This is a genomic window from Pantoea sp. 22096, assembly GCF_052045955.1.
GTDB classification, from domain to species: domain Bacteria; phylum Pseudomonadota; class Gammaproteobacteria; order Enterobacterales; family Enterobacteriaceae; genus Pantoea; species Pantoea alfalfae.
In genome coordinates this window covers 1985498-2008356 of the sequence record NZ_JBQEPW010000001.1, presented here as the reverse complement: position 1 = coordinate 2008356, position 22859 = coordinate 1985498, and the positions used below count along the sequence as shown (strand labels likewise).

At 55.6% G+C, this 22859-nt stretch carries 20 protein-coding genes and 1 other annotated feature; of the genes, 12 read left to right on the top strand and 8 right to left on the bottom strand.

Annotated elements, in window-relative coordinates; translation table 11 throughout:
• Positions 1-97 precede the first annotated feature (97 nt).
• Positions 98-3253, bottom strand: a complete 3156-nt coding sequence (locus ACTJKZ_RS09455) for an efflux RND transporter permease subunit (protein ID WP_222924419.1) — start codon at positions 3251-3253, stop codon at positions 98-100.
• 16 nt (positions 3254-3269) lie between these two features.
• Positions 3270-4463 carry an efflux RND transporter periplasmic adaptor subunit gene (locus tag ACTJKZ_RS09450; protein ID WP_440829481.1) on the bottom strand — a complete coding sequence of 398 codons (1194 nt, stop codon included), beginning with the start codon at positions 4461-4463 and terminating at the stop codon, positions 3270-3272.
• A 142-nt stretch (positions 4464-4605) separates the two neighbouring features.
• On the opposite strand from ACTJKZ_RS09450, the gene acrR reads away from it, so the two are divergent.
• Positions 4606-5244 (top strand): multidrug efflux transporter transcriptional repressor AcrR, encoded by a 639-nt coding sequence (gene acrR, locus ACTJKZ_RS09445; protein WP_033731781.1) that lies wholly within the window; start codon positions 4606-4608, stop codon positions 5242-5244.
• Here acrR and rsmS read toward each other — a convergent pair.
• The 3 genes from rsmS to priC are packed head-to-tail and all read right to left on the bottom strand — an operon-like array spanning position 5241 to position 6235.
• Positions 5241-5393, bottom strand: coding sequence for a pleiotropic regulatory protein RsmS (rsmS, locus tag ACTJKZ_RS09440; protein ID WP_161731957.1), 153 nt, complete (start codon positions 5391-5393; stop codon positions 5241-5243). The genes acrR and rsmS overlap by 4 nt on opposite strands.
• Positions 5394-5401: 8 nt before the next feature.
• Positions 5402-5647 carry a hypothetical protein gene (locus ACTJKZ_RS09435; protein ID WP_440829480.1) on the bottom strand — a complete coding sequence of 82 codons (246 nt, stop codon included), beginning with the start codon at positions 5645-5647 and terminating at the stop codon, positions 5402-5404.
• Between the two features lie 57 nt (positions 5648-5704).
• Entirely contained in the window at positions 5705-6235 is a 531-nt protein-coding gene (gene priC, locus ACTJKZ_RS09430; protein ID WP_253421227.1) for a primosomal replication protein PriC, read from the bottom strand.
• Positions 6236-6292: 57 nt separating this feature from the next.
• Here priC and ACTJKZ_RS09425 point away from each other — a divergent pair, with 57 nt between their 5' ends.
• The 6 genes from ACTJKZ_RS09425 (at position 6293) to htpG (ending at position 12570) form a co-directional block, all read left to right on the top strand.
• The gene (locus ACTJKZ_RS09425) at positions 6293-6682 is read left to right on the top strand and encodes a DUF454 family protein (RefSeq protein WP_161731963.1); all 390 of its coding nucleotides are present in this window, start codon (positions 6293-6295) and stop codon (positions 6680-6682) included.
• Positions 6683-6826: 144 nt separating this feature from the next.
• On the top strand, positions 6827-7378 hold the full coding sequence (gene apt / locus ACTJKZ_RS09420) for an adenine phosphoribosyltransferase (protein WP_013357022.1): 552 nt from the start codon (positions 6827-6829) through the stop codon (positions 7376-7378).
• A gap of 157 nt (positions 7379-7535) precedes the next feature.
• Positions 7536-9605, top strand: a complete 2070-nt coding sequence (dnaX, locus tag ACTJKZ_RS09415; RefSeq protein ID WP_440829479.1) for a DNA polymerase III subunit gamma/tau — start codon at positions 7536-7538, stop codon at positions 9603-9605.
• Positions 8947-9008, top strand: a sequence feature (DnaX frameshifting element). It overlaps the preceding gene by 62 nt.
• A 55-nt stretch (positions 9606-9660) precedes the next feature.
• Positions 9661-9993 carry a YbaB/EbfC family nucleoid-associated protein gene (locus ACTJKZ_RS09410; RefSeq protein ID WP_003850423.1) on the top strand — a complete coding sequence of 111 codons (333 nt, stop codon included), beginning with the start codon at positions 9661-9663 and terminating at the stop codon, positions 9991-9993.
• Entirely contained in the window at positions 9993-10598 is a 606-nt protein-coding gene (gene recR, locus ACTJKZ_RS09405; protein ID WP_222924412.1) for a recombination mediator RecR, read from the top strand. Before ACTJKZ_RS09410 ends, recR begins: the two co-directional genes overlap by 1 nt.
• A 97-nt stretch (positions 10599-10695) precedes the next feature.
• On the top strand, positions 10696-12570 hold the full coding sequence (htpG, locus tag ACTJKZ_RS09400; RefSeq protein ID WP_161731969.1) for a molecular chaperone HtpG: 1875 nt from the start codon (positions 10696-10698) through the stop codon (positions 12568-12570).
• 345 nt (positions 12571-12915) lie between these two features.
• Here htpG and ACTJKZ_RS09395 read toward each other — a convergent pair whose 3' ends face one another.
• Entirely contained in the window at positions 12916-13785 is an 870-nt protein-coding gene (locus tag ACTJKZ_RS09395; protein ID WP_222924411.1) for a LysR substrate-binding domain-containing protein, read from the bottom strand.
• A 187-nt stretch (positions 13786-13972) separates the two neighbouring features.
• On the opposite strand from ACTJKZ_RS09395, the gene ACTJKZ_RS09390 reads away from it, so the two are divergent.
• The 4 genes from ACTJKZ_RS09390 (at position 13973) to ACTJKZ_RS09375 (ending at position 18039) form a co-directional block, all read left to right on the top strand.
• Positions 13973-14848 (top strand): DUF6024 family protein, encoded by an 876-nt coding sequence (locus tag ACTJKZ_RS09390; protein ID WP_440829478.1) that lies wholly within the window; start codon positions 13973-13975, stop codon positions 14846-14848.
• A 114-nt stretch (positions 14849-14962) separates the two neighbouring features.
• Complete coding sequence (gene adk / locus ACTJKZ_RS09385) at positions 14963-15607, top strand: adenylate kinase (protein WP_013357027.1); 645 nt, start codon at positions 14963-14965, stop codon at positions 15605-15607.
• Between the two features lie 113 nt (positions 15608-15720).
• Complete coding sequence (hemH, locus tag ACTJKZ_RS09380) at positions 15721-16680, top strand: ferrochelatase (protein ID WP_440829477.1); 960 nt, start codon at positions 15721-15723, stop codon at positions 16678-16680.
• Positions 16681-16737: 57 nt separating this feature from the next.
• Positions 16738-18039: an inosine/guanosine kinase gene (locus ACTJKZ_RS09375; RefSeq protein ID WP_161731979.1), complete on the top strand. Its 1302-nt coding sequence runs from the start codon at positions 16738-16740 to the stop codon at positions 18037-18039.
• 300 nt (positions 18040-18339) lie between these two features.
• Here ACTJKZ_RS09375 and ybaL read toward each other — a convergent pair whose 3' ends face one another.
• Complete coding sequence (gene ybaL, locus ACTJKZ_RS09370) at positions 18340-20034, bottom strand: YbaL family putative K(+) efflux transporter (RefSeq protein WP_440829476.1); 1695 nt, start codon at positions 20032-20034, stop codon at positions 18340-18342.
• Between the two features lie 606 nt (positions 20035-20640).
• On the opposite strand from ybaL, the gene ushA reads away from it, so the two are divergent.
• A complete protein-coding gene (ushA, locus tag ACTJKZ_RS09365; RefSeq protein ID WP_440829521.1) occupies positions 20641-22356 on the top strand; it encodes a bifunctional UDP-sugar hydrolase/5'-nucleotidase UshA in 1716 nt (571 codons plus the stop codon).
• A 34-nt stretch (positions 22357-22390) separates the two neighbouring features.
• On the opposite strand, the gene ACTJKZ_RS09360 is transcribed toward ushA, so the two are convergent.
• A complete protein-coding gene (locus tag ACTJKZ_RS09360) occupies positions 22391-22822 on the bottom strand; it encodes a multidrug/biocide efflux PACE transporter (RefSeq protein WP_161731985.1) in 432 nt (143 codons plus the stop codon).
• Positions 22823-22859: the final 37 nt, after the last annotated feature.

Genomic DNA, 22859 nt, shown 5'->3' with positions numbered 1-22859 from the left:
GCCAGGACGTCAGCTCGCGTGAAGTGTCAGGAAGGGAGAAGGGCTGAATCGCAGGCATAAAAAAAGGCCGCTTGCGCGGCCTCAGATGATTTACAGCTTAGTGAGTCTGGTCAGCCTCAACCGGATGACTTCTGGATGATTCGTCTTTTTTCTTGCCAAAGCGGCGGCGTACCACCACAAAGAACACAGGAACGAAGAAGATCGCCAGTATGGTCGCGGTGACCATGCCCCCGATAACGCCAGTACCTACGGCGTTTTGTGAACCGGAGCCAGCACCCGTACTGATCGCCAGCGGCAGTACCCCGAGAATAAACGCCAGCGACGTCATCAGGATAGGACGCAGACGCATACGACAGGCTTCCAGTGCTGCTTCAATCAGCCCTTTACCCTCTTTATCCATCAAATCCTTGGCAAATTCGACGATAAGGATGGCGTTCTTGGTCGAGAGGCCGATGGTTGTCAATAACCCCACCACGAAGTAGACGTCATTACTCAGGCCACGCAGCGTGGTAAAGATCAGCGCACCTATGACCCCAAGTGGAACAACCAGCATGACCGAGAAGGGAATCGACCAGCTCTCGTACAGTGCGGCAAGACACAGGAAGACCACAATTAGCGAGATGGCATAGAGCGCAGGAGCCTGGTTGCCTGACAGACGTTCCTGATAGGACATACCGGTCCAGTCATAGCCGATGCCCGCAGGCAGCTTCGCCGCCAGCTCTTCCATCAGGTCCATTGCTGCACCGGAGCTTTTGCCTGGTGCGGCCTGTCCCAGAATTTCCATCGCAGGCAGACCGTTGTAACGTTCGAGACGCGGTGAACCATATTGCCACTTCGCTGACGAGAAGGCAGAGAAGGGCACCATAGTTCCACTGCTGTTACGCACGTACCATTTACCAATGTCGTCCGGCAGCATACGGGAATCCGCATTACCCATGACGTAAACTTTCTTCACACGACCGCGGTCGATAAAGTCGTTTACGTAAGAGCCGCCCCAGGAGGCTGCCAGCGTGGTATTGATATCACTCAGTGATACGCCCAGCGCCTGCGCTTTTTCCTGATCGATAGTCAGTTTGTACTGCGGTGTATCTTCCATCCCGTTAGGGCGAACACCCACCAGCGTATCAGGATGCTGCGCAATCATACCGAACAGCTGATTACGTGCTTCTGTCAGCTTATCGTGGCCAAGGTTGTTCTGATCAATCAGCTCAAAGTCAAAGCCGGTCGCATTACCCAGTTCGATAATTGCTGGCAGGTTGAAAGGAATGACCATCGCATCTTTGATCGCCCCCAGCGCCTGCATGGCACGGCCAGCAATCGCCGGAACTTTCATGTCGCTACCGGCACGCTCATCCCACGGCTTAAGACTGACAAAGGCGATACCGGTGTTCTGTCCACGACCAGCAAAGCCGAAGCCGTTAACGGTGAACACCGATTTAACCGTATCTTTCTCTTGCGTCAGGAAGTAATCCGACACCTGATCCAGCACTTTCTGGGTACGTTCCTGAGTAGCACCCGCTGGCAGCTGTGCCTGAGCGAGCAGCAGACCCTGATCCTCTTCCGGTAAGAATGAAGAGGGCAGTCGCATAAACAGAAACGCCATACCGACCACGATCAGCAGGTAGATCACCATATAGCGACCCGTACTGCGGATCATGTGGCCGACGCTGTCGACATAGTGGTGGGTGCTTTTGTCGAACATGCGGTTGAACCAGCCAAAGAAACCGGTGGTTTTACCGTGCTCGCCTTTTTTAACCGGCTTCAGCATGGTGGCACAGAGTGCCGGCGTCAGAATAAAGGCGACCAGCACCGACAACGCCATCGCTGAAACGATAGTGATTGAGAACTGACGATAAATAACGCCGGTCGAACCACCAAAGAACGCCATCGGAATAAATACGGCGGCAAGCACCAGCGCGATACCGACCAGCGCGCCCTGAATCTGCTCCATAGAACGCTTGGTCGCTTCTTTTGGCGGCAATCCTTCTTCCGCCATGACGCGCTCGACGTTCTCGACCACCACGATGGCGTCATCCACCAGCAAGCCGATGGCCAGCACCATCCCGAACATCGTCAGGGTATTTATCGAATAACCAAACGCGCTGATAACGGCAAACGTACCCAGCAATACCACGGGCACGGCGATGGTAGGAATCAACGTGGCACGGAAGTTTTGCAGGAACAGGTACATGACCAGGAACACCAGCACAATCGCTTCGATCAGCGTTTTCACTACTTCGAAAATCGAGATCTTAACGAATGGGGTGGTGTCATACGGATAGACTACTTTTAACCCGGCCGGGAACGTTGGCTGCAATTTGGCCAGTTCGGCTTTCACCGCATTGGCGGTATCCAGCGCATTCGCACCTGTGGCCAGCTTGATACCGATACCGGACGCAGGCTTGCCGTTATAACGGGCAATGATCTCGTAGTTTTCTGCGCCGAGCTCAATTCTGGCCACATCACGCAGACGAACCTGAGAACCATCCTCGTTCACTTTGAGCAGAATTTTACCGAACTCATCCGTTGAGGTCAGACGGGTTTGCGCAATGATTGAGGCGTTAAGCTGCTGGCCCGGAACCGGAGGCGTACCACCTAACTGACCGGCAGCGACCTGGGTGTTCTGAGTGTTCAGCGCGCTGATCACATCGACCGGTGTCAGGTTGTAGTTGTTCAGCTTGTGCGGATCCATCCAGATACGCATCGCGTACTGCGCACCAAATACCTGGGTATCACCCACGCCTTTAGTACGGCTGATGGGATCTTTGATGGACGACGAAATGAAATCAGAAATATCATTCTGCGTCATATTGTCATCGTCGCTGATGAAGCCCGCAACCATCAGGAAGCTGCTGGAGGATTTTTTAACCTGAATCCCCTGTTGCTGCACTTCCTGCGGCAGCAGCGGCGTCGCCAGCTGCAGTTTGTTCTGCACCTGAACCTGCGCGATGTCCGCATCTGTTCCTGACTCAAAAGAGATAGTCAGGGTCAGCGTACCGGATGAGTCGCTGCTCGAGGACATATACATCAGTCCATCGATACCGTTCATGTTTTGCTCAATGACCTGCGTCACCGAGTCCTGCAGCGTTTTTGCATCCGCACCAGGGTAGGTCGCCTGAATCTCAATTGCCGGCGGCGCAACATTGGGATATTGCTCGATCGGAAGTTTGAGAATCGATAGCGCACCGACCAGCATGATGATGATGGCGAGCACCCACGCAAAGATGGGGCGATCGATAAAGAACTTAGCCATGAATCAACGGCTCCTGTTATGACGATGACTTGTCAGACTGCGGTTTTGAATCGGGTGCCGCTTTCGCATCGTCTGAGACTTCTTGTGGAGTAACCTGTGCGCCTGGCTTGGCACGCTGCAGTCCGGTGCTGATCACACGTTCGCCTGCTTTAACGCCGTCGGTCACTAACCACTTGTCGCCAATCGCCTGAGAGGTGGTGACCTGACGTGATTCGACTTTGTTATCTGCACCTACGACCATCACGGTTGCCTGACCCGTTGGCGTGCGGGTAACTGCCTGTTGGGGCACCAGCATTGCATTCGGGTTGATCCCCTCATCCAGACGCGCACGAACAAACATGCCCGGTAACAGCGTGTGGTTCGGGTTCGGGACAATGGCGCGTAGGGTGATGGAACCGGTGGTTTCATCAACGGTCACGTCAGAGAACTCCAGCGTACCGGTCTGTGCATAGCTGCTGCCGTTCTGCATCAGCAGCGTCACGTTGGCTTTGCCATCGTTCTGCTTCAGCTGACCCGTCTCCAGTTCTGAACGTAAGCGCATGAAATCTTCGCTCGACTGGGTCACGTCGACATACATTGGATCAAGCTGCTGCACGGTAGCGAGCGCGTTGGTTTGTGCGCTTTGTACCAATGCACCTTCGGTAACAGAGGATTTACCGATGCGGCCACTGATAGGCGAGGTCACTTTGGTGTAAGCCAGGTTAATACGGGCCGTTTCAACATTGGCTTTTGCCACCTGCACGGCAGCATCGTTTTGCGCGGCAGTAGCAACGGCGGTGTCATAATCCTGCTGACTGATATATTTGGTGCCGAGCAGCGGTTTATAGCGCTTGACGGTCAGCTGAGCGATGCGAGCATTCGCCTGAGCCTGTGTCAAATCGCCTTTAGCGCTGTCGTAAGCAGCCTGATAAGTCGCCGGATCGATCTGATAAAGAGACTGACCTGCTTTGACATCGCTGCCTTCAACAAAATTACGCTTCAGAATGATACCGGAAACCTGCGGACGGACTTCAGCCACACGATATGCTGAGGTGCGGCCAGGGAGTTCAGTCGAAATTTTCAGGGGTTCAGTTTTAAGTGTCACAACACCCACTGCTGGCGGTTGCTGGGCGGCTTGTTCGGATTTATTGTTGTCACATCCTGTTAACAAAAAGCTGCCTGATAGCATCAGGACGGCCGCCAGAGGCGATAATCCTCTGATTTTATTCATAAATAAACCTCTAGTGTCCGATATCAATTGGTCAATGGATCACAAACTGAAAAACCCATTGCTGTGTCAAGTCGCAGGTCATGCTATGGTACATACATTCACAAATGTATGTAAACTTACCTGTTTGTAAAAAAAGCCCCTTATGGCACGAAAAACCAAAGCGCAAGCACTTGAAACGCGACATCAAATTCTTGATGCCGCCATTGTTCTGTTTTCGCAGCAGGGCGTCTCAGCCACTTCTCTTGCAGAGATTGCCACCGCGGCCAGTGTCACGCGTGGGGCTATCTACTGGCACTTCAAAAATAAAGCCGATGTGTTACATGAAATATGGCTTCGTTGTGATGCTGGTCTGGACGATGTGGAACTTGAGTATCAGACAAAATACCCTGGCGATCCACTCTCTGTGTTGCGCGCAATGCTGGTCTATATCTTTGATGCAACAGCAAAGGATCCACAGCGCCGCGCTTTGATGGAGATCATTTTCCATAAATGTGAATTTGTGGGCGAAATGTCGGCGCTGAAAAATATTCAACAAAGCCTGCTGCTGGAGTGCTATGACAAAATAGAAGATGTTCTGCGTCAGTGTATTGAAGCCGGACAACTTCCGGGTAGTCTCAGTACGCGACAGGCCGCACTTATCCTGCGTGGTTACGTTAATGGCATGATGGAAAGCTGGCTTTTTGCGCCTGAAAGTTTTGATTTAGCCGCTGACGCGCCAACGCTGGTCAATGCCTTTATTGATATGCTGCGTCTTAGCCCGACGCTGACTGCTCAGCGCTAAGCAGGCTGCCCATCGCGCTTGTTCTCGAAATCGCGCTGCACGATGGCCAGCGCTGAAAGCACCGTTTCCACCGGTAACTGATGCTCTTCCAGAAGCTGGATCAAATCCACTGCCAGTTTGACGTCGTCAGGGGCATTTTCCAGTGACATTTTTTCTCCTAAATACGTAAGCGGGCCGCGACCAGCAGCATCAGCACTGCGCCGAGGATCGCCATGCCCAGCGCGCCAGCATGCAACGTTGCCAGCGAGCCCAGTTCAAAATAGGTGGCGATATAGCCGCCAATCAGTGCGCCGATCATCGACAGCGTCAGGGTTGCCATCAGACCGCCGGGTCGTCCCAGCATCAGCAGACGCTTCAGCAATCCCAGTAGCAGCCCGCATAGCAGCCAGCTCAGTAAGCCCATTTTTCGTCTCCGCGCCGAATTACACCCAGTATAGAAGCGCTTTTATCTCGTTGCGCTTTATTCGCCGTCTTCACTGCCGCGCAATGACGAGGCCCACTCAACCGAGCGAATCGCCTGTCGACAGCGTGCCAGTCGTCCCTCTAACGTTTCCAGATCCTGCTTAAGCTGATGCTGTACCGCCAGGGTTTCAGCGAGTGCCAGCCGCTGCTCACGCTGATCGATCATCGCCAGTAAACGCCGTTCAAATTCACGGTACTCCTGATATCTGGTCGCGCGTGGGTTCTTTATTGGCTGTTCGCGTCGGGTACGCAGCTGTTGGGTACTCGCCTCGCGTTGCAGGGCGGCAATCTGATCGACCAGGCGTTCAGCCAGCCAGGCACTGCGGGCCAGGTCATGGCTGACATCGCATAATCGGGCGAAGTTCTGTTCCACCTCCTGCAGATAATCCGCCAGTCGCGTGCCTTTGGTCTGGAATAGCTGCGTATCAAAACGTGGCAGACGGCAAACGCCATCGGGATGGCGGGCTATCTCCTGACGCAGGGCGATAAGGAGCTGGTGCAGGCGCTGTTGTACACCGATCGCACTCATCGTGTGGCCCTGAGTTGTGCTAACTTACGCTGATGAGGAAAGAGCTGGGCGAGATTCATGCAACGCATTCTGTTATTAACCCTCGGCTGGCTGGCGATTGTGCTGGGGACGCTGGGCATTGTATTACCATTATTACCCACCACGCCATTCATGCTGCTGGCGGCCTGGTGTTTTGCCCGTTCATCGCCGCGTTTCCATCACTGGCTGCTGTGGACATCGCCTTTTGGCCGCTATCTGCGTCACTGGCAACAGCATCGCGCCATGCCACCGGGTGCCAAAGTGCGCGCGATCTTCCTGATAGTCGCGACCTTTAGTCTCTCACTTTTTCTGGTGCATCAGCTCTGGGTTCGCATCGTGCTCCTGATCATGCTGGCGGCGCTGCTGCTGTTTATGTGGCGTATTCCGGTGGTGGCAGAAACAGCGGACGCACCGCCGCCGCCGCGATAAAGTTGCATTTAGCCGGTCATTTGCTTAGATTTGGGCGTCTTCGTGCGTGGCTTCCCTTTGTGAATTGACTTCCGCTGAGCCTTTTATCAGGTATTAGCGCTTTTGAAGCTGCGCGAAACAGAATTTTTTACCAGGCGTATCATTATGACCGACACTGCGCAGCAGCTTGAATTCATTAAAAACAGCATTAAAAGTATCCCCGATTATCCTAAGCCGGGCATCCTGTTCCGCGATGTCACCAGCCTGCTGGAAGATCCGAAAGCCTATGCTGCGTCGATTGCGCTGCTGGTTGAGCGTTACCGTAATAAAGGCATCACCAAAGTGGTAGGCACGGAAGCGCGCGGTTTTCTGTTTGGTGCACCCGTGGCATTAGGTCTGGGTGTCGGTTTTGTTCCGGTTCGTAAACCTGGCAAACTGCCGCGTGAGGTTTACAGCGAATCCTATGAGCTGGAATACGGCACCGATAAGCTGGAATTGCACAAAGATGCCATCCAGCCAGGCGATCTGGTGCTGGTGGTTGACGATCTGCTGGCGACCGGCGGGACTATTGAAGCGACGGTTAAACTGATTCGCCGTGCTGGCGGTGAAGTGAAAGACGCAGCCTTCATTATTAACCTGTTCGATCTGACTGGTGAATCGCGTCTCAATGCCCTGGGCGTTGAAAGCTATAGCCTGGTCAAATTCCCCGGCCACTAAGCCACGCTTTTGGCCTCGCCACCCGGCGAGGCCGTCACGCCTCCGGCGTCAAGATAACGAGTGCCAGCCAAAAGCGTAGCTGATAGACTACTGCAATCTTATACAGGGGTTGCAGAGCGTCTGCGCTCATCTTTCCATCCAACTTCGTCGAATCCACATGAGCTATCAGGTACTTGCGCGAAAATGGCGTCCCCAGGCTTTTGCTGATGTTGTCGGTCAGGAACATGTTCTGACGGCGCTGGCGAATGGATTGTCTCTGGGACGCATCCATCATGCTTATCTCTTCTCCGGCACCCGCGGCGTAGGGAAAACCACTATTGCGCGTCTGCTGGCCAAAGGCCTTAACTGCGAAACCGGTATCACCGCCACGCCCTGTGGTCAGTGCGATAATTGCCGTGAAATCGAGCAGGGCCGCTTTGTCGATCTGATTGAGATTGACGCCGCATCACGCACCAAAGTTGAAGACACCCGCGATCTGCTCGACAACGTGCAGTACGCGCCGGCGCGTGGCCGTTTCAAAGTCTATCTGATCGATGAAGTGCACATGCTGTCGCGTCACAGCTTTAATGCGCTGTTAAAGACGCTGGAAGAGCCACCTTCACACGTTAAATTTCTGCTGGCGACCACCGATCCGCAGAAACTGCCGGTGACCATTCTCTCGCGCTGCCTGCAGTTCCACCTCAAAGCGCTGGATGTTGATCAAATCCGTCAGCAGCTTGAGCATGTGCTGAAGCAGGAACAGATTGAGAGCGAAACCCGGGCACTGCAGCTGCTGGCGCGCGCCGCCGATGGCAGTATGCGCGATGCGCTGAGCCTCACCGACCAGGCGATTGCCATGGGGCAGGGCGCGGTGACCAGCAGCACGGTCAGCGTTATGCTCGGCACGCTGGATGATGAACAGCCGCTGGGGCTGCTTGAAGCGCTGGTTGACGGTAACGGTCAGCAGGTAATGAACCTGCTGAGCCAGGCCGCGTCACGCGGGGTGGAGTGGGAGGCGCTGCTGGTCGAGATGCTGCGCCTGCTGCACCAGATTGCGATGGTGCAACTGCTGCCGGCCTCGCTTAATGACGACGACGAAAGCAATGCGATCCGGCTGCGTGAACTGGCCCGCGTCGTACCACCCGCCGATTTGCAGCTCTATTATCAGACACTGCTGATGGGCCGCAAGGATCTGCCGATTGCACCCGATCGCCGCATGGGCGTTGAGATGACGCTGCTGCGCGCCCTGGCGTTTCATCCTAAAGCGGCGGTGGCAGAACCCATTGCGCGTCCCGTGTTAACGGAACAGATGGCATCTGTTGCTCCTGCGCCGACGTCACCGACACCATCCGGTCCTTCGCCTGTAGCACGACACACGACAGCACAGCCAGCCACACCGTCACCTGCCCAGACAAGGTCGCCTGTAGCTCAGCAGCCGATGCCTGCGTCGCAACAGCAGGTTGCCGCTCAGCCACAGATGGCCGCGCCCGATCCGGCTCTGCAGCCTGCGCCGCCACCGGATGCGGCACCTGACACTGCACTCTCCAGCTCCACCAGCCAGCTCCTGCAGGCGCGCACGCAGTTGCTGCGTCAGGGAGCGAACAAGCCAAAAAAGAGTGAGCCGGCGGCGCCAGGTGCGCGGCCGGCCAACTCCGCGCTGGAGCGGCTGGCCTCGGTCACCGAGCGCAGTCAGCAGCGTATCCGCGATCGTGAGCCTGCCGTCCCGGTAAAAGAGGAAGCATACCGCTGGAAAGCGGTTAATCAGCCGGTTGAAGTAGCGGAGCCGGTGGCGACGCCTAAGGCCTTGCGTTCCGCGCTGCAGCATGAGAAAACCCCTGAGCTGGCGGCGCGTCTGGCGGAAGAAGCCCAGCAGCGCGATTCCTGGGCCGCAGAGATTGCAACCCTGCCGTTGCCGAAGCTGGTGCAGCAGCTGGCATTAAATGCCTGGAAAGAGACAACCGAAAATGGCGTCTGCCTGCACCTGCGCAGCAGCCAGCGTCACCTTAATTCACCGTCGGCGCAGCAGGTCTTAAGCGATGCGCTTAGCCAGAGTGCAGGGCAGAAAGTTGAACTCTCTGTCGTTGAAGACGATAATTCATCGGTGTTGACGCCACTGGAGTGGCGTCAGGCCATTTACGAAGAGAAACTGGCGCAGGCGCGTCAGTCGATCACCTGTGATACCCACATCCAGACGCTGCAGCGATTTTTTGATGCCGATCTGGATGAGGAGAGTATCCGACCTGTTTAGACACGCTGCTGCTATTGTAACGATAGCGTTGTAGCCTTAGCTGAGAGAGAAAACTATGTTTGGTGGTAAAGGCGGATTGGGCAACCTGATGAAACAGGCCCAGCAGATGCAGGACAAAATGGCCAAGGTTCAGGAAGAGATCGCCGCGATTGAAGTGACCGGTGAATCGGGTGCTGGCCTGGTAAAAGTCACCATTAACGGCGCGCACAACTGCCGTCGCGTGGAAGTCGATCCCAGCCTGCTGGAAGATGACAAAGATATGCTGGAAGATTTGATTGCCGCCGCGTTCAACGATGCGGCACGTCGCATTGATGAAACCCAGAAAGAGAAGATGGCGTCTGTTTCCTCAGGCATGCAGCTGCCACCAGGCTTTAAGATGCCGTTCTGATGCAAACCAGTCCACTGCTTGAATCATTGATGGAGTCGCTGCGCTGTCTGCCTGGCGTTGGGCCGAAGTCGGCACAGCGCATGGCTTTTCAGCTGCTGCAGCGCGATCGCAGCGGTGGCATGCGGCTGGCGCAGGCGCTGACCCGCGCGATGTCGGAGATCGGACACTGTGCCGACTGCCGGACATTTACCGAGCAGGAAATTTGCACCATCTGCGCCAATCCACGGCGTCAGCAGAATGGTCAAATCTGCGTGGTGGAAAGCCCGGCAGATATCCACGCCATTGAGCAAACCGGCCAGTTTGGCGGTCGCTATTTTGTGCTGATGGGGCATCTCTCGCCGCTCGACGGCATCGGTCCGGCGGATATCGGCCTGGACCGTCTGGAGCAGCGGCTGGAGAATGAAACGCTGCAGGAAGTGATTCTCGCCACCAACCCGACGGTAGAAGGCGAGGCAACCGCAAACTACATCGCGGAGCTCTGTGGTCAGTATGGCGTTGACGCCAGCCGTATCGCGCACGGTGTGCCGGTAGGCGGAGAGCTGGAGATGGTGGATGGCACCACGCTGTCCCACTCGCTGGCAGGCCGCCAGAAGTTTAAATTTTAATCACTTGCCGGTGTTGTGACAGACACCGGCTTGAAATTCCTTCTGTCATCCCCACATCAACCTCAACGTTTGTTCAACCTGTTTTGTTGAGGTAGCAATGACCATGAAAGGACAAGAGACCCGTGGCTTTCAGTCGGAAGTAAAACAACTTCTGCACCTGATGATCCATTCTCTCTATTCAAACAAAGAGATTTTCCTGCGTGAGCTGATCTCCAACGCCTCGGATGCGGCAGACAAACTGCGCTTCCGCGCCCTGTCAGATTCCAGCCTCTATGAAGGTGATGGCGAGCTGCGTGTCCGTCTCTCTGTTGATAAGGACAACCGTACCCTCACGCTCAGTGATAACGGCATCGGTATGCGTCGCGATGAGGTTATTGAGAACCTCGGGACTATTGCCAAATCAGGCACCAAATCTTTCCTGGAATCCCTGGGCTCCGATCAGGCGAAAGACAGCCAGCTGATCGGTCAGTTCGGTGTCGGTTTCTACTCTGCCTTTATCGTGGCGGATAAAGTCACGGTGCGTACCCGTGCCGCGGGCGCATCAGCCGATGAAGGCGTGTTCTGGGAATCCGCGGGCGAGGGCGAATATACCCTGGCTGAGATCGAGAAAGCCGATCGCGGTACTGAGATCACCCTGCATCTGCGCGAAGGCGAGGATGAGTTCCTGGACGCATGGCGCGTGCGCAGCATCATCAGCAAATATTCCGATCACATCGCGCTGCCGGTTGAGATTGAGAGCAAAGACGAAGAGGGCGAAGGAACGCACTGGGAGAAGATCAACAAAGCCCAGGCGCTGTGGACCCGCAACAAGTCTGAGATCAGCGACGACGAGTACAACGAGTTCTACAAGCATATCGCCCATGACTATAGCGACCCTGTCGCCTGGAGCCACAATCGGGTGGAAGGTAAGCAGGAATATACCAGCCTGCTCTACATCCCGGCGCGTGCGCCATTCGATATGTGGAACCGCGATCAGAAACATGGCCTGAAACTCTACGTGCAGCGCGTCTTTATCATGGATGACGCTGAGCAGTTTATGCCGAACTATCTGCGCTTTGTGCGTGGTCTGATTGACTCCAACGATCTGCCGCTGAACGTCTCCCGTGAGATCCTGCAGGACAGCCGCGTGACCCAGAGCCTGCGCGCTGCGCTGACGAAGCGGACCCTGCAGATGCTGGAAAAACTGGCGAAAGAGGACAACGAGAAATATCAGACCTTCTGGAATGAGTTCGGTCTGGTGCTGAAAGAAGGTCCGGCAGAAGATCACGCCAACCAGGAAACGATCGCTAAGCTGCTGCGCTTCGCCACCACCCAGAGCGAAGGTTCAGCACAGACCATTTCGCTGGAAGACTACGTCAGCCGCATGGTGGAAGGTCAGGAGAAGATATATTACATCACTGCTGACAGCTATGCCGCTGCGAAGAGCAGCCCGCATCTGGAGCTGTTCCGCAAGAAAGGCATTGAGGTGCTGCTGCTCTCCGATCGCATCGACGAATGGATGATGAGCTACCTCACTGAGTTCGACGGTAAAACCTTCCAGTCGGTCAGCAAAGCGGATGAGTCGCTGAGCAAGCTGGCTGATGAAGAGACCGAAGAGCAGAAAGAGGCGGAAAAAGCGCTGGAGCCGTTTGTTGAGCGTGTGAAAAATCTGCTGGGCGAACGCGTGAAAGAGGTGCGTCTGACGCATCGTCTGACTGACACGCCAGCGATTGTGACTACCGATGCCAATGAGATGACCACGCAGATGGCGAAGCTGTTTGCGGCGGCCGGGCAGGACGTGCCGGAAGTGAAGTACCTGTTTGAAATCAACCCGGATCATCCGCTGGTGAAACGTGTTGCCGATACGCAGGATGAAGCACGCTTCGGTGAGTGGATTGAGCTGCTGCTGGATCAGGCGTTGCTGGCCGAGCGCGGCACGCTGGACGATCCTAACCAGTTTATCCGTCGCATGAACCAGTTGCTGACGGCATAACGCTTACAGGCCGGTGGTTTTCACCGGCCTCAGACGGCTGATAAAGTCAAAGCAGGGGCTGGACTGCTGTCAGATCGAGCCAGCGCAGAAAACACGGTCAGATCGAAAAGACGCAAAAGCCGTCATCCATGACCCGCTCGGCCCGCGCGATTACGCACCTCATCCCGGAGGTGCGCCCGTTACCGCGCCAACGCTCTGCGTTGTTCAAAAACGCCTGGCGTTTTTGTCCATGGCGCGGGACGCTTTCCTCTTCTGACCGTGTTCCCTGCGAACCGGATTCATTCGATGCGGCCAGAGGCCAGGCGCACTCATAAAAATCAAGCCGGTGATCATCACCGGCTTTTTTTAGGGTTGTGCGGCATCCCGCAGCCAGTCACGAAACAGACTAATCTCCGTATCATGACGCCGGCTCTGCTTCGTCATCATCCAGGTTGCCCGCTCGACGGGGACAAAGCCAAGCGGCGCAAGCAACGTACCATCCTCCAGCTCTTTGCGTACCAGCAGATGCGGTGCCATCAACACGCCAAGGCCGCTTCGTGCAGCCTGAATAGCCAGCGTCAGCGACTCAAAATGCTTACCGCGATTAAAATGGCCACTGTACCCCGTTTTTGCCGCCCACTCTGACCATGCGTGTAGTCGGGTATCCGCGTGCAGCAAGGGCAGGGTAGCCAGATCTTCGCCGACCCGCAGCTGAGAAGCAAAATGCGGTGCGCAGAGCGGTCCGGTCTCATCTTCGCTGACCAGCGTCGCGTCTAAATCAGCTTCAGGTGGCTCACTATGACTGAGGATCAGCACATCCACATGTTCACTGCGCAGTTCCGAAACCTGCGTCAGCGGCTGGAAGTGAACCTCAATCTCCGGATAGCGTTGATAAAAGCTGGCGATACGGGGAATCAGCCATTGTGACAAAAAGCTGGGCGCACAGGAGATCCGAATCTGCTGAAGCAGACCGGTACGAATGTTCTCACAGCTGCTGCGTAACTCACTAAATGCCTGCTGACAGCTCAGCAACAGGCGGTCGCCATGTGAGGTCAGTTTCACCCGGCCATTACTGCGGACAAAAAGTGGTTTGCCCATCCAGCTCTCCAGCTGACGAATCTGGTGGCTAATGGCGCTATGCGTAACATGCAGATGGTCGGCCGCCACACTAAAGCTGCTGTGTAAGGCTGCCTGGTGAAAATAGTGCAGCGCTCTTAGTGGCGGCAGTCCGTTCATCCTCATCTCCTGTGCAAAAAACTAACAGAGATTGTCAATTTATATCATTTTAAAGTCCAGACGCATTGACCTACTCTGAATGGCAAATTCTGGCGGGTTGACTCAGCCTGATATCTGTGGTTTTTCACCGATATTCCGCCTCGCTTCTCCTGCGCTTACGCCGCATCATCACTAAAGCGAGACATACATGGCACACAGCCTTTTATCCTCTGAAACGTCAGCAGAGGCGCGCCATCGGTTACGCCTGGCGCTCTCCCGTTTTTACAGGCTGGAGCAGTTCGATCTCTTCTTTGCGCCTTCACTGCATCTGACGCAGGTGCTGCTTTCTCAGCTGTTTCTGCGGCAGGAGCAGGCACGCAATCAGAGCCGTTATGCGTCTCACTTTCCGGTCACCGAACTCAACATGCTGCCCGCGGTGCCGCTGATAGCGGGCAGCATTATGCTGGTGCCGCATGTCGAAGTGCCCAATGGCCGTGTCCGTTCATTGCGGGAATGCCAGAATCAGGGCGTGACAGAGGCGAGCGAGAGTTTCGCCAGCGTGCTGCATCAGAAGCTGATCGATGAAGCCAATCTGTTTGTTACCCGGCTGGATCGCCACGCCGGGATCTGCAGCGATCTGGTGTTGGTAGCATTGCGGACCCACGACTTCAGTACGCTGGTGCGCAGCGAACTGCGGCTGTTTGAACAGGGGCTGAGCCTGAACGGCACGCACGAGGCACTAAGCTGCTTCGCCGATCCCGAGTGGCGACCCTACAACGCCGCCACCGTTGATGCGCTTTCCCTGTCAGCACCACTGCCGCTGAGTTCCTGCCATCAGCCCGGTTTGCCGTTTGCCAGTTTTAATGTTCCGGCCTCGCTGATCGCTGCGCTGTCAGATGCGGAAGATGTGGTGAAGTGGCCCCAGCAGGCACGGCTGCAGCTGAATGCTAACGTGCGCGGCAGTGGCAAAAAAAGCGTGAATATGACACATCATCTGAGCCGGCGACTGCAATTCCTGCTCAGCACAGGCGGTAAATCTGAAAAAGCGGCAGGCCAGCCAGCCGGGCCGGGTTCAGGGCCATAAAGAGAGTAAAGTCACCCTGAGCGATCCTCGCCCTTCCTTGTGATGAGCGGGTCATAATGGTATGTTCTTCCGCTTCTAAGATAGATCAATGCGATTCGCAAGGGGATTTACGCAATGCGTATTATTCTGCTCGGAGCTCCGGGCGCAGGTAAGGGGACTCAGGCCCAATTCATCATGGAGAAGTACGGCATTCCGCAAATCTCCACTGGCGACATGTTGCGTGCAGCAGTAAAAGCAGGCAGCGAGCTGGGTAACCAGGCGAAAGCCATCATGGATGCTGGCAAACTGGTAACCGATGAGCTGGTGATTGCGCTGGTTAAAGAGCGTATCACTCAGGAAGACTGCAAAAACGGTTTCCTGCTGGACGGTTTCCCGCGCACCATCCCTCAGGCAGATGCAATGAAAGAAGCCGGGATCACTGTTGATCACGTGCTGGAGTTCGCCGTACCGGACGAGCTGATTGTTGAACGTATCGTGGGCCGTCGCGTTCACGCGCCATCTGGCCGTGTTTATCACGTCACCTTTAATCCACCGAAAGTGGAAGGTAAAGATGATGTGACAGGCGAGGAGCTGACCACGCGTAAAGACGATCAGGAAGAGACCGTGCGTAAGCGCCTGGTGGAATACCATCAGATGACCGCCCCGCTGATTGCTTACTACAGCAAAGAAGCGGAAGCGGGCAACACCGCCTATCACAAAATCGACGGCACCCGTAAAGTGACCGAAGTGAGTGCCGAGCTGGCTAAGATCCTCGGCTAAGCTCAATGGGGCCGGTATCACTGGCCCCTTTTGCAGTAATTGCTTTTACCTCCCACTAATTCCGCTACAATTTCCCTGTTTTCACGCATCCCCGTTGTCATCAAGGAACTCAAATGAGGCAAGATAAGCCCGGCGTGTTATTGGTTAATTTAGGTACGCCAGACGCTCCAACCACACCTGCAGTTAAACGCTATCTGAAGCAGTTTTTAAGCGATCCGCGCGTGGTCGATGCACCGCGCTGGCTCTGGTGGCCGGTTCTCAATGCTGTCATTCTGCCGTTTCGCTCACCGCGCGTGTCGAAGCTCTACGCATCGGTCTGGATGGAAGGCGGTTCTCCGTTGCTGGTCTACAGCATGCGTCAGCGCGATGCCCTGGCGGCACGGGTTGATATGCCCGTCGAACTGGGTATGAGCTATGGCAATCCGAGCCTGAAAAGCGCAGTCGATAAGCTGATGGCGCAGGGCGTCACTCGCCTGATTGTGCTGCCACTCTATCCGCAATTCTCCTGCTCCACCGTAGCCGCGGTATGGGATGGCCTGACCGCCGTCTTCAAAGGGTATCGTTCGCTGCCCGATGTGCAGTTTATCCGTGACTACGCCGAACATCCGGCCTATATCGCCGCGCTGAAAGCGACGGTAGAGCGCTCGTTTGAGCGGCACGGTCAGCCCGATCTGCTGGTGTTGTCGTTCCACGGCATTCCGCAACGTTTTGCTAACGAAGGCGATGACTACCCGCAGCGCTGTGCGGATACCACCGTCGCACTGGTCAAAGCGCTGGGTCTGCGTGAGGATCAGTACATGATGACCTTCCAGTCGCGTTTTGGTCGTGAGCCCTGGCTGATGCCCTACACCGACAAAACCATGGAAGGCCTGCCTGCCAAAGGGATCAAACATGTTCAGGTCATGAGTCCGGGCTTCTCGTCTGACTGCCTGGAAACGCTTGAGGAGATCAGTGGTGAAAACTGCGAAATCTTTATGCATGCCGGCGGTGAAAAGTTTGAGTATATCCCTGCGCTGAACGCCGATGAGGCGCATATCGACATGATGGTGCAACTGGTCGACGCACGCCGTTAAAGCGAAGGCGGAGAGTGTGATATCATTCTCCGCCTGTTTTTCCAGACGGCATTCCCGATGAAATTTCCCGGCAAACGTAAATCCAAACACTACTTTCCCGTCAGCGCACGCGATCCCCTGTTACAGCCCGCTCAACACGATGTTGATGCAGGCAGTTGGGTAGTGGGTATCGACCAGACGCTGGTGGATATCGAAGCCAAAGTCGATGACGACTTTCTCGCCCGTTACGGTCTGAGTGCCGGGCACTCGCTGGTAATCGATAATGCTGTCGCGGAAGCGTTGTACAACGAGCTGATGCGCGATGCGCTAATCACTCATCAGTTTGCCGGAGGCACCATCGGTAACACGCTGCACAACTTCTCGGTGCTGGCCGATGACCGCTCCGTGCTGCTCGGCGTGATGTGCAACAATATCCAGATTGGCGGCTACGCCTATCGCTATCTCTGTAACACCTCAAGCCGGGTCGATCTTAACTATCTGCAGGGCGTTGATGGCGCTATTGGCCGCTGCTTTACGCTGATTGGCGAACATGGCGAGCGAACCTTCGCGATCAGCCCCGGCCAGATGAACCAGCTGCATCCGGAGAAGGTGCCAGAAGAGGTGATCGCCGGAGCTTCTGCGCTGGTGCTGACCTCCTATCTGGTGCGCTGTGCCGAAGGTGAACCGATGCCGCAGGCAACGTTACAGGCGATTGAATATGCCAAACGCCACAATGTGCCGGTGGTGCTGACGCTGGGTACCAAACATGTGATTGGCGATAATCCTCAGTTCTGGCGGGACTTCCTGCGCGAGCACGTCAGCATCGTGGCGATGAACGAGGAGGAAGCGCTGGCGCTGACCGGCGAAGCCGATCCGCTGCTTGCTTCCAATATGGCGCTGGACTGGGTGGATCTGGTGCTCTGCACCGCTGGCCCGATTGGGCTCTATATGGCGGGCTACACCGAAGACGAGTTCAAACGCAAAACCAACCATCCGCTGCTGCCTGGCGCGATTGCAGAATTCAACCAGTATGAGTTCAGCCGCGTGATGCGCCAGCAGGATTGCCAGCAGCCGCTGCGTATCTTCTCGCACATCGCGCCTTATATGGGCGGACCTGAAAAGATCATGAACACCAACGGCGCCGGAGATGGTGCGCTGGCGGCGTTGCTGCATGACATCACCGCCAACAACTATCACAGCCTGAATGTGCCGAACTCCAGTAAACATGCGCGTCCGTATCTGACCTATTCGTCACTGGCGCAGGTGTGTAAGTATGCCAATCGCGTCAGCTATCAGGTGCTGAATCAGCATTCGCCGCGTTTAACCCGCGGCCTGCCGGAGCGTGAAGACAGTCTGGAAGAGTCTTACTGGGATCGGTAAAGCGGGTTGCCACAGGACGGCAGACAGTTTGCAAACTTAAATGAGGGTGAATCTGGCAGCAATGGATTAACTCAACGCGCAGGGAACAGGGTCAGAAGAGGAGAGCGTCCCGCGCCATGGACAAAAACGCCAGGCGTTTTTGAACAACGCAGAGCGCTGGCCCGGTAACGGGCGCACCTCAGGGATGAGGTGCGTAATCGCGCGGGCCAGGCGTGTCATGGATGTCGGCTTTTGCGTCTTTCCGATCTGACCCTGTTCCCTGTGCCGTTTCGATATCACAGCTATACGGGCCAGACTGAATCAGCGCACGACATCGCAGGGCTTTAAATCTTCGCCCTGCTTCATCTCATCCTGCAGGATTTGCAGCATACTGCTGGCAATCTCACGCTCACCCATCACGACGCGGGTGGCACCACGCTCCATGATGTACTCCACCTCGTCGTCATAGTGGGCACGGGCGATAATCTCGATATTCTGATGCTTTTCACGCGCCGCCGTCACCACTTCACCCGCTTCATAGCCATTCGGGATGGTCAGTAACAGCCAGCGGGCGCAGTCGAGTCGTGCCAGTTCCATGGTATCCGCGCGGGCAGCATTACCGAGCACCGCCTTGATGCCCTGTTCGCGCAGCGCTTCGACCCGGGTACGGGAGTTTTCAACCACCACCAGCGGAACATTAGCCTCAAGAAGCTTCTGACCAATCAGGCTGCCAACCCGGCCATAGCCCACAATCACGGCGTGATTACAGAAATCCACCGGGATCTGCTTCTCTTCTTCAATGGCTTCTTCCAGCGTCTGCTCTTCCATCGTCTCTGTTTTTGCCAGAAAACGCTCCAGCAGGGTAAACAGAATCGGGTTAAGCATAATCGACAGGATGGCGGCGGCCAGCACCAGGTTGCGGCCCTCATTACTCAGCAGGCCCAGCGAGATACCCAGACCGGCCAGAATAAAGGCGAACTCACCAATCTGTGCCAGGCTGACCGAAATGGTCAGTGCCGTACGACGCGAATGGCCGAGCAGCGTTACCAGCAGCCACGCGGCGACCGACTTACCCACCACGATAATCACCAGCGCGCCCAGCACTGCCAGCGGCTGCGTCACCAGAATCGACGGGTCGAACAGCATGCCGACCGAAACAAAGAACAGCACGGCAAACGCATCACGCAACGGCAGAGTATCCCGTGCGGCACGATGGCTCAGTTCCGACTCATTCAGCACCATACCGGCGAAGAAAGCACCTAATGCAAACGAAACATCAAAGAATTCAACGGCCCCAAAAGCGATGCCCAATGCCAGCGCTAACACCGCCAGCGTAAACAATTCGCGTGAGCCGGTGGCGGCGCTGCGGGCGAGGATCCAGGGCACGGCACGGCGTCCCACCACCATCATCAGCACCATAAAGGCAGCCACCTTACCGATGGTCCACAGCAGATCCCAGGCCAGCAGTCCGGCGCTGGCGTTGCCCTGTTCCATCATGCCCGCAATGGCGGGCAGCAGTACCAGCGTCAGCACCATCACCAGATCTTCAACAATCAGCCAGCCAATGGCTATCTGTCCGCGCTGGCTATCAATCAGCTGTCGTTCCTCTAACGCACGCAGTAACACCACGGTACTGGCGGTAGAGAGGCAGAGACCAAACACCAGGCCGGTCAACCACGACCATCCCAGCGTCCATGACAATCCCATTCCCAGTAACGTCGCGACTGCGATTTGCGCGATGGCACCGGGAATGGCGATCGACTTTACCGACATGAGATCTTTCATTGAGAAGTGGAGGCCGACACCAAACATCAGCAGGATAACGCCGAGTTCTGCCAGTTCAGGGGCCAGATTGGTATCTGCGACAAAGCCGGGCGTAAAAGGACCCGCCAGCACGCCTGCCATCAGGTAACCGACGAGGGGCGAAATACGCAGGCGGTTTGCCAGCATCCCAAGGAGAAATGCCAGAACCAGTGCTCCGACAATGGTAGTGATCAACGGTGTGGTGTGATGCATGCCTGTCTCCTTGTATACAAATGTATCCGCTTGTAACAAATGAGTTTAAAACAAAATCACTTCTTTCGCTGAGCAATTTGCGGGAATACCTTAAAAAACCATGAAAAAAAGTCAAAACCACAATCGAAAGGGTGTTTTTGTCCATTATCCATAATATTGGCTGATTTGACGCTTTAAACAGGGCCGGATAAATAAAAATTCGCATCAGTAAATAACGTCGGTCTGGCACGAATAAGGGAGAAATGTGCATGCAGAGGGGGTAAAGCCTGCCAGCGGCACTTTTGCAGCAGTAAACAATCGGTTAACAACACGCTTTATGGCCTCTTTCTGCTCAGTCGGGAGAAACCGGACCCGGGCTGGAACGAGAGCCCGCTGTTGTATAGGTGTCACTCCGGAGCCACTTTCTTACTCTGCAAACACGGAGCAGAAATAAAAAGCGTAAGCTCATGCATGCACGCAGATGTGCATTGGCCTTGAGTTCGCCGGGGAAATATGCGACACAGTGGGGCAAAGCGGCAGATAATCGGGCCAGAAAGTAAATTAAGGAGAATCACCGTGTTGTTATCAAAATGGACAGGAGCAGGTTTGGCGCTACTGGTGGCCCTGATGCCGCTGTTTTCACAGGCCGCTGAGGCCGATCGCACCTATCGTTTCAGCCTGCTGCACACCAACGATGAGCATGGCCACTTCTGGTTTAATGCGCAGGGCGAATATGGTCTGGCGGCGCAGAAAACGTTGATGGATACCCTGCGCTACGATGTCCAGGCCAGAGGCGGCGGCGCACTGATTCTCTCTGCCGGTGATATCAATACCGGCGTGCCGGAGTCCGACGAGCTGGATGCTGAACCCGATTTTCGTGCGATGAACCTGATTGGCTATGACGCGATGGCGCTGGGCAATCATGAGTTCGACAAGCCGATTGCGGTTCTGCGCAAGCAGGAGAAGTGGGCGCGATTCCCGCTGCTGGCCGCCAACGTTTATCAGAAAGGCACCGATCAGCGCCTGTTTAAACCCTGGGCGGTATTTAACCGTCTCGGGCTGAAAATCGCAGTCGTCGGGTTAATTACCCCGGATACCGCAAAACTGGCCAATCCGGCTGGGCTGACAGATACCGAGTTCCGCGATCCTATTGCAGAAACGGTGAAGGCGGTTGCTGAACTGCGTGCCGCGGAGAAGCCGGACGTGATTGTTGCGCTGACCCACCTTGGCCACTATGACGACGGTAAGCACGGCAGCAACGGCATCGATGACGTCACTCTGGCCCGCAGCCTGCCTGCCGGCACAATCGATCTGATCGTGGGTGGGCATTCCCATGATGCGGTCTGCATGGAAAAAGAGAACGTCAGCGTCAAAAATTATCAGCCCGGCCAGCCCTGCAAACCCGATCAGCAGAACGGCATCTGGATTATGCAGGCCGATAAGTGGGGCAAATATGTCGGACGTGGCGACTTCACCTTCCGTAATGGAGAAGTGTCGCTGGAGGCTTATCAGCTGGTGCCGGTCAACCTCAAACATCAGGTGAAGAATGCCGATGGCAGTGAAACCTGGCTCACCTGGCAGGAAGAGATCCCGAAAAATACCGCAATGATGAAGCTGCTGATGCCGTTTCAGAAGCGGGCAGAGGCGAAGCTGACCCTGAATGTCGGCAGCGTTGACGGCGACTTCAGCGGTGAAAAAGAGCAGGTTCGGTTTGAGCAGACAAATCTCGGCCAGCTGATTCTGCGCGCTCAGATGGCGCATACTAAAGCCGATTTTGCGGTGATGAGCGGCGGCGGTATTCGCACCTCGCTGAAATCGGGCAAGCTGAGCTGGCGTGACCTGCTACAGGTCCAGCCGTTCAGCAACCAGGTGGTCTCGGTCAGCCTGACTGGCGCAGAGGTCAAAAAATATCTGGATGTGGTCGCCAATATTCAGCCTGACTCAGGTGGCTATGCCCAGTTTGCCGGTATCAGCCTGACCGCCGATGGTAAGCATGTCAGTAACGTCCGTATTAACGGCAAACCGATTGAAGATACGCAGCATTATCGCATGGCGACAAACAGCTTTAATGCGGCGGGCGGCGACGGCTATCCGCGTCTGGATAATCATGCCGGGTACGTCAACAGCGGAGCAGTGGATGCGCAGGTGCTGCGCGACTTCATCAAGGCGCATTCACCGGTTAAAGCCAGTGACTATGAGCCGAAAGGGCAGATCGTGCATCTTACCGATGAGCAGATTCGGGCGCGGGATGAGGCAGCAGAGAAAGCGCGGAAGCGTAACTATCCCAAAATGATTCTGGCGTGGATCTGGCCGTGGGGGAACGAAACAGCCGCCACGCATTGAACTGACCGGGAGGCGCTTGCGCCTCCCGTTTTTCTTATGCCCGGCAGGGGTGACGTCTGATCCAGCGCTCGCGCAGTTTGTCCCATCCCCAGTTGTAAGCCATGGTGAAGGGCAGGAAGAAGAGGAAAAAGGCCACTTCAACCAGGAAAGCTTCCCACAGGGTGATATCCAGCATCAGGGCGGCGATCGGCAGACCAATCAGGATAAATCCGCCTTCAAAGCCCAGCGCATGTAACACACGCACGCCCGGACCGCGTTTCTGGCCTGGCGCATAAATCCGATCAAACCCGCTGTTGTAAATCATATTCCATAGCATCGCGGCCGTAGAGAGCATAATCGCCAGCGATCCCATCTGAAACAGCGGTTTATTCATTGCCCATGCCGCCAGCGGCGAAACGGTCAGAATCGCCAGTGTTTCAAAGCAGACAGCATGAAGAATACGTTCTTTAAGTGAGCGGGTACGCATTTTTTGTTCTCCTTCAATAATACGGCGCATTTTCACA

Bases quoted from the DNA above. Each gene is read 5' to 3' on its own strand.
- apt (WP_013357022.1), top strand. From the start codon at position 6,827: ATGACCGACACTGCGCAGCAGCTTGAATTCATTAAAAACAGCATTAAA.
- dnaX (WP_440829479.1), top strand. From the start codon at position 7,536: ATGAGCTATCAGGTACTTGCGCGAAAATGGCGTCCCCAGGCTTTTGCT.
- ACTJKZ_RS09425 (WP_161731963.1), top strand. From the start codon at position 6,293: ATGCAACGCATTCTGTTATTAACCCTCGGCTGGCTGGCGATTGTGCTG.
- ACTJKZ_RS09375 (WP_161731979.1), top strand. From the start codon at position 16,738: ATGAAATTTCCCGGCAAACGTAAATCCAAACACTACTTTCCCGTCAGC.
- htpG (WP_161731969.1), top strand. From the start codon at position 10,696: ATGACCATGAAAGGACAAGAGACCCGTGGCTTTCAGTCGGAAGTAAAA.
- ACTJKZ_RS09450 (WP_440829481.1), bottom strand. From the start codon at position 4,463: ATGAATAAAATCAGAGGATTATCGCCTCTGGCGGCCGTCCTGATGCTA.
- ACTJKZ_RS09435 (WP_440829480.1), bottom strand. From the start codon at position 5,647: ATGGGCTTACTGAGCTGGCTGCTATGCGGGCTGCTACTGGGATTGCTG.
- rsmS (WP_161731957.1), bottom strand. From the start codon at position 5,393: ATGTCACTGGAAAATGCCCCTGACGACGTCAAACTGGCAGTGGATTTG.
- priC (WP_253421227.1), bottom strand. From the start codon at position 6,235: ATGAGTGCGATCGGTGTACAACAGCGCCTGCACCAGCTCCTTATCGCC.
- hemH (WP_440829477.1), top strand. From the start codon at position 15,721: ATGAGGCAAGATAAGCCCGGCGTGTTATTGGTTAATTTAGGTACGCCA.
- recR (WP_222924412.1), top strand. From the start codon at position 9,993: ATGCAAACCAGTCCACTGCTTGAATCATTGATGGAGTCGCTGCGCTGT.
- ACTJKZ_RS09360 (WP_161731985.1), bottom strand. From the start codon at position 22,822: ATGCGTACCCGCTCACTTAAAGAACGTATTCTTCATGCTGTCTGCTTT.
- ACTJKZ_RS09410 (WP_003850423.1), top strand. From the start codon at position 9,661: ATGTTTGGTGGTAAAGGCGGATTGGGCAACCTGATGAAACAGGCCCAG.
- ACTJKZ_RS09455 (WP_222924419.1), bottom strand. From the start codon at position 3,253: ATGGCTAAGTTCTTTATCGATCGCCCCATCTTTGCGTGGGTGCTCGCC.
- acrR (WP_033731781.1), top strand. From the start codon at position 4,606: ATGGCACGAAAAACCAAAGCGCAAGCACTTGAAACGCGACATCAAATT.
- ACTJKZ_RS09395 (WP_222924411.1), bottom strand. From the start codon at position 13,785: ATGAACGGACTGCCGCCACTAAGAGCGCTGCACTATTTTCACCAGGCA.
- ybaL (WP_440829476.1), bottom strand. From the start codon at position 20,034: ATGCATCACACCACACCGTTGATCACTACCATTGTCGGAGCACTGGTT.
- adk (WP_013357027.1), top strand. From the start codon at position 14,963: ATGCGTATTATTCTGCTCGGAGCTCCGGGCGCAGGTAAGGGGACTCAG.
- ushA (WP_440829521.1), top strand. From the start codon at position 20,641: ATGCCGCTGTTTTCACAGGCCGCTGAGGCCGATCGCACCTATCGTTTC.
- ACTJKZ_RS09390 (WP_440829478.1), top strand. From the start codon at position 13,973: ATGGCACACAGCCTTTTATCCTCTGAAACGTCAGCAGAGGCGCGCCAT.